Raw genomic sequence first — 5,721 nt, forward strand, 5'->3', positions numbered from 1 at the left:
AACAATCGGTTAGGCGACACCTGTCTGCGCGCAGCTCTTTGTTGCGCTGGCTTGAAGCACGGCCAGTGCATCTGCGCCAGCGCGCCGCGATCTGCACGCAGACTGGCGTCGTGACGATTGCGCCACTTGATCAGCGTTGCCCTGGCAGTTTCACTTCCGGAACGCGAATCAGGGTTTCATTTCAGTAGTCTGGATCATCTCTATGCCCTTGGCGGTGGCGTTGACGCGAACCTCAATCCTGTCGATCCAGCGCGCGTATAGCGCATTGAGAGTCTTCTGCTGCTCGATCGTGGCACGCTGGTTCTCCGGCATCATCGCCGAGAACCGCGTGAGCATCGAATCGAGCATGTCGTAGAACTTGCCCGAGTAGACCGCGCGCATGAGCTGACCATCAGTTGCCGTATCGGCGCTGATAAAGGCAGCAAGATCGATATCAGCGCCGATGCCGATCACGACGGCTGATTCGCTTGCCGCAACCTGCATGGCCGGAGCGTAGCCGGCCTGGTTGGGAAAGATGCCGGCTGGCAGATCGACCGGTTTGCCATCGAGGGCCAGCTTGAAATCGCGCAGTGTCGGAGCAACCAATTGCGCCATGCCGATCATGCCCATTGGATTCGAGCTGCCGATCAGCACGGCCGCTGAGACGTCGGGATTGCCATTCTCCGGAATGTCGAGGCGATTGACCATCAAACGAAGTCCGGTGAAATCACTCAGCGGTGGTGGCACAAACTGGCGGAGTCGCAGCTTGGCTTTTGTCGCGACTTCGTTCAATGAAGCAAGGGCCGGGCATTGGAACGGCGCGTCAACAATCGCGTTGCTGCGCTCGATGAGGAAATCTTTGATCTTGAGCACCGGCAAAGAAAGGCTGATGTCATACAAAGCGCTGGATGGCGCAGCCGAGCCAGGCGGAGGTGACGACAGTTTCACGAATGCTTGCGCCAGCTTCGTGTCGAGATCGAGTCGACCACTGAATGTCATGTGTCGGCCTTCGAGCCGGGTATAGCCGAGGACGATCCGGGGAGCACGCGCGGCCAGTGCGGTGTATTCGCTGCGGCAGGTTGCGTCGAGATTTTTGGGTGTATCTGCAGCCATCTGCGCAATCGCGGAGTAGCCCGGATCCGTGTCGATCAAGGCAACCAGACGGGTGAAGTCGATCCAGCCGCTGCCGAACGGAAGGTAACCTTCGGCCTTGTTCAAATTGTCCAGACCACCCGTTTCGGCCAGAGATTTTTTTGGGCGATCAAGGCCGAGGACGCGCCGACGCAATGCGTTGTCGGCGTTGTCGGGCAGGAAGGCAATTACGAGATGTTGATCTTCAATGGCCATGAGGCCTTCGGCCTTGCCTGTTCTCAGCGTCCAGACCGGCTGGTCGTCAACGTGCGAGGTGCCGAGCTTGGCACCGGCTTTGGCTTCCACGCGTGCAACCATGGCGCGGAATTTGTCTGGATCGCCGAGTTCGACGCGCAGGACCGGGATCATGCCGACGCCGTAAAGGGCACCAAGCGATTTCGCCGAGAATCCCACTTCAGCCCATTTGGCCGGCGTATCGCGCTGGCGGATCTCGTCGAGGATGGCTTGGGTCACTTGCTTGAATCTGGCAGCTTCCGGTTCGCTCGTATCCGGAATTTTCGAAAGCATGTCGTCATAGAGGCCAACCATGCTTGGCCAGACGCCTTGCATCTGACGCGCCCACATTTCGACATTCGCCTCGGGCATGGGCTCGCTATTGGCCATGACGAACGGTGTGTCGGACGGCACGAAGGCGAGCGGCGCGTTTTCGTCCGGAGGTCTACTGCAGGCTGTTGCCAACAGCACGATGACAAGCAGAATTGAGCGGTAGTTCGACATGATCCGTATCCTTGGGGTTTGCGGCGCTGGTCAGTGGTGAAACGGGATTCTGGTTCGCTCACCCGCCGAGCAGGCTTGACAGCGCCGCCATGCGCACGGGAATGCCGTTGGCAACCTGGTCGAGAATGACCGATTGTCGGCCATCGGCAACATCTTCGGCGATCTCGATACCGCGATTGATCGGCCCGGGATGCATGACCATGGCATTGTCTGCGGCTCGGCCCAGGCGCGTGCTGTCCAAGCCATAGCGCGAGAAATATTCGGCTTCATCGCCGATCAGGGCCTCGACCATGCGCTCACGCTGCAGGCGCAACATGATGACGACATCGCAGCCCGAAATGGCTTCGTCGAAATCCTCGAAGATCCGCAAATGTGGAAATTCGCTGGCTACGGGGAGCAGGGTTTTGGGTCCGCACAAGCGGATGTCGCGGGCGCCGAGTGCGCTGAGGACATGAATGTCCGAGCGCGCGACCCGTGAATGTCGTATGTCGCCGCAAATCGTCACTTTGAGCCGCGAAAAATCGGCGTGGCGATCACGAATGGTCAGTGCATCAAGCAGGCCCTGGGTTGGATGCGCATGATTGCCATCACCGGCATTCAGGATCGCTGCCTTGCGCGTACAGGCGGCGAGCCGAGCCGGGGTTCCATTTTCGCGGTGACGCACGATAAACGCATCGGCTTGCATGGCTTCCAGCGTGGCGACGGTGTCTTCGAGCGATTCACCCTTGCTCGTCGAGGAACGGCTGATATCGAAATTCAATACCGTTGCGCCGAGGCGGCGTGCAGCCAGTTCGAAGCTGCACCGCGTACGCGTCGAAGTTTCGAAAAACAGATTGATGATGGTGCGTCCGGCCAGCAGTTGCGGGCGCTGACCCGCCTCGGCGAAGTGCTGGCGAAGCTCGACGGCACGATCGAGCAGGTCGCTGATCCGATCATGGCCGAGGCCGTCCAGGGTGATCAGGTGGCGAAGTTTGCCGCTGGAATCAATCTGCAGGTCGGTGGTCATGATGAACTCGGGCGATGGATCGGGTCGGCAAACCACGATTCGAGGATGATCTGCGCGGCGAGAGCGTCGATGTCGGCGCCGTGCTTGCGCTTGGCCTTGCCTTGCGCGCGCTGTTCGGCGAATCGACGTCCGGCTTCCTTGGAGGTGAAGCGCTCGTCGGATTCGTGGACGATTCGGTTGTATCGCTGGCGAAGTTGCTCGCCGAACGTGCGCGCGTGGCGGGTCATTGCCTGCTCGCTGCCGTCCAGCGCCAACGGCAGGCCAATGACGAAAGCCTGAGGCTGCCATTCCTTGACCAGTGCATCGATCATTCTCCAATCGAACTTGCCCGGGTTGACCGGAATGGTCGTCAAGGCGCGCGCGGTACCGGTGAGCGGATGACCGATCGCCACGCCGTGCATGCGCGTACCGACATCGAATGCGAGCAAATATCCCGCAGGCTCAGTCATTCCAGCGCGTGCTCCGCTCAGGCATTGCCGGCATATGGCGAAATCTGATCAAGATTGACACCGACCAGGGCGGCCGAGGCTTGCCAGCGATCGGTTAGCGGCGTGGTGAAAAGGATGGCATTGTCGACCGGTGCGGTCAGCCACGCATTCTCGCGCAGCTCGTGTTCGATCTGGCCCGGGCTCCAGCCCGAATAGCCCAGCGCGACGACGGCGTGCTGCGGGCCATTGCCGCTGGCGATGGCCTCAAGAATGTCCCGCGAAGTGGTCACGCTGATCGAATCGGATATCCGGAACGAGGAATCCCAGCCACCATGTGGCGTATGCAGGACAAAGCCGCGCTCCGGCTGCACCGGGCCTCCAATCAGGACCGGCGCATCGATGACATCGGCCAGATCCGAGCGCAGGTTCATCTGCGCCAATACATCGCCGAGTCGGTAGTCGGACAGGCGGTTGACCATGATGCCCATGGCGCCATCCTCGCCGTGCTGGCAGACCAGGGCGACGCCACGCTCGAAATTCGGGTCGCGAAGGTTCGGCATTGCGATCAACAACTGATTCGAGAGGGTGGACGATTCATGCATGGTCGCCATTGTACGGCGACAATGCCGACAACGTTGCCTCGATCAGCTCAAGTCCTTGTTCGAGAGGCTTCGTATCGGCGGATGGTTTCATCGACCGGGGTCGAAGCGATCAGGCGTTCGATGGCCTCATCAAGCAAATCCTCGCGATGGCGGAAGCGCAAGCAACTCTTGCCCATGTCGAGGCGTTTGCCAGCAGTCTTGTACGCCTCGCGCAGGCTGCCATCATCCTCGGCGTTCATGTAAGCACCCATCAAATACAAGGCGTAGTTGTTCTTCTGTGCAGCCAGGGCCACGTAGGGAAGCGGTTGTTTGTTGTAGGTGACGGGATAGCGCGATAGCGGGATGACCCAGCTGATCATGCCCGATGCCATGGTTTCCACGTAACCATCCGGCAAGTGCCTGTTGATCAGGTCGCGAACGCTGGCAATGACCTCACGCCGCTCCGTGGACAGTTCCTGAAGATAATCCTCAACGCGGGTTGCCTTGCTGCTGGCCATGTCGAATGCCCCTGGATCTTGCCGTTACGATAACACCATGCTGTTCCCACTCCCCACTCCCCACTCCCCACTCCCCACTCCCCACTCCCCACTTACCGATTCCGCAAGATGTTGCCTTCCAGAAACTGCCAGGTTCGCGTGATGTAGAGTTCGTCGATCGCTTCGGTATTTCTTGGCAGGGCCTTGAACGGTGCGGCGAGCCTGACGATGCGGATCGCGGCATCGTCGAGCACCTTGTGTCCACTGGGCTGGATGATATCGATGCTTCGGACGCTGCCGTCGCGATTGAGGCCGACCGTCAGCACGAGTTGCCCATGCAATTCCCGGCGCCGGGCCTCATCCGGATAGTTGAGGTTGCCGATGCGCTCGATGCGCGCGACCCAGGCATTCATGTAGCTGGCATAGGCGTATTCCCGGGTATTCGCCGAGATATATTTCTTCTTCGGGCGCTTGGCGTATTTTTCGGTTTCGCGCTGGATTTCCTGAGCCAGTTTCGCCATTTCGAGCTTGCGTTCGACGATTTCGCGCTCGGTCGGTGCGCGAATGTCCGGCGTATCGGGTGATTCCCGTGCGGAGTCGACGCTGCGTTCTGCGCTGCGGGTGGTCAACAACTCGGTCTGGGTTGGTTGTGATGGCCGCGGTGCGCCATTCTCGGTCGGGCGCGGAGCAATGCCGTCGATCGGCTTCGGGATCGGGCTCGACAACGGGTTGCTCGGGCGCTTGGCCGTTTCCGACAGGCCGCCGCCACTATTGTTGGCCTGGGCCAGGAAATCGGCTTTCTCCGGCGCTTCGCCGCTGGCTGACTGCAGCAGGATGACATCGAGTGCCGGCAACGACGGCGCCGATTTCTCGACACTGAAGGTGATGCCAAGGGCAAGCACCGCATGCGCGATCAGGGAAAAGAGAAAGGTGACGCCGAGGCGGTCGGCAGCACTGCTGGATGCTGAGGAGCTCACGCGATTCGGGATTCGATGACGTCGAAAAGTTGGCCGGCAATATTAAGCCCGAACTGCGCATCCAGTTCGCGCAGGCAGGTCGGCGAAGTCACATTGACCTCGGTCAACCAGTCACCAATTACGTCGAGTCCGACAAACAACATGCCGCGGCGTTTCAGTTCGGGCCCTACCTCGGCGGCAATCCAGCGGTCACGATCGGACAATGGCACGCCGACGCCCTTGCCGCCCGCGGCAAGGTTGCCGCGGAATTCATCACCTTGCGGAATTCTTGCCAGCGCGTAGGCAACCGGCTCGCCATCGATCATCAGGATGCGTTTGTCGCCGGCGCTGATTTCAGGGATGAACTTCTGCGCCATGGCAAACGCCTGGCCGTTGTCGGTCAGG

The 5,721-nt window shown here is 60.2% G+C and carries 6 protein-coding genes and 1 pseudogene; all 7 read right to left on the reverse strand.

Annotation, left to right across the window (positions count from 1 at the left end):
• Positions 1 to 168: 168 nt before the first annotated feature.
• Entirely contained in the window at positions 169 to 1,848 is a 1,680-nt protein-coding gene (locus tag VFN25_RS15035; protein ID WP_325143351.1) for a hypothetical protein, read from the reverse strand.
• 58 nt (positions 1,849 to 1,906) lie between these two features.
• The gene (locus VFN25_RS15040; RefSeq protein WP_325143353.1) at positions 1,907 to 2,854 is read right to left on the reverse strand and encodes an aspartate carbamoyltransferase catalytic subunit; all 948 of its coding nucleotides are present in this window, start codon (positions 2,852 to 2,854) and stop codon (positions 1,907 to 1,909) included.
• Entirely contained in the window at positions 2,851 to 3,303 is a 453-nt protein-coding gene (gene ruvX / locus VFN25_RS15045; RefSeq protein ID WP_325143355.1) for a Holliday junction resolvase RuvX, read from the reverse strand. Before ruvX ends, VFN25_RS15040 begins: the two co-directional genes overlap by 4 nt.
• A 17-nt stretch (positions 3,304 to 3,320) precedes the next feature.
• A complete protein-coding gene (locus tag VFN25_RS15050) occupies positions 3,321 to 3,893 on the reverse strand; it encodes a YqgE/AlgH family protein (protein WP_414648979.1) in 573 nt (190 codons plus the stop codon).
• A 38-nt stretch (positions 3,894 to 3,931) separates the two neighbouring features.
• The gene (locus VFN25_RS15055) at positions 3,932 to 4,381 is read right to left on the reverse strand and encodes a DUF1801 domain-containing protein (RefSeq protein WP_325143359.1); all 450 of its coding nucleotides are present in this window, start codon (positions 4,379 to 4,381) and stop codon (positions 3,932 to 3,934) included.
• Positions 4,382 to 4,473: 92 nt separating this feature from the next.
• Positions 4,474 to 5,337, reverse strand: coding sequence for an energy transducer TonB (locus VFN25_RS15060; protein WP_325143362.1), 864 nt, complete (start codon positions 5,335 to 5,337; stop codon positions 4,474 to 4,476).
• Positions 5,334 to 5,721, reverse strand: a pseudogene (locus VFN25_RS15065) (glutathione synthase); the annotation flags it as partial. The pseudogene VFN25_RS15065 and the gene VFN25_RS15060, both read right to left, overlap by 4 nt.

This window comes from Dokdonella sp. (genome assembly GCF_035703485.1).
Classification (GTDB): domain Bacteria; phylum Pseudomonadota; class Gammaproteobacteria; order Xanthomonadales; family Rhodanobacteraceae; genus Dokdonella.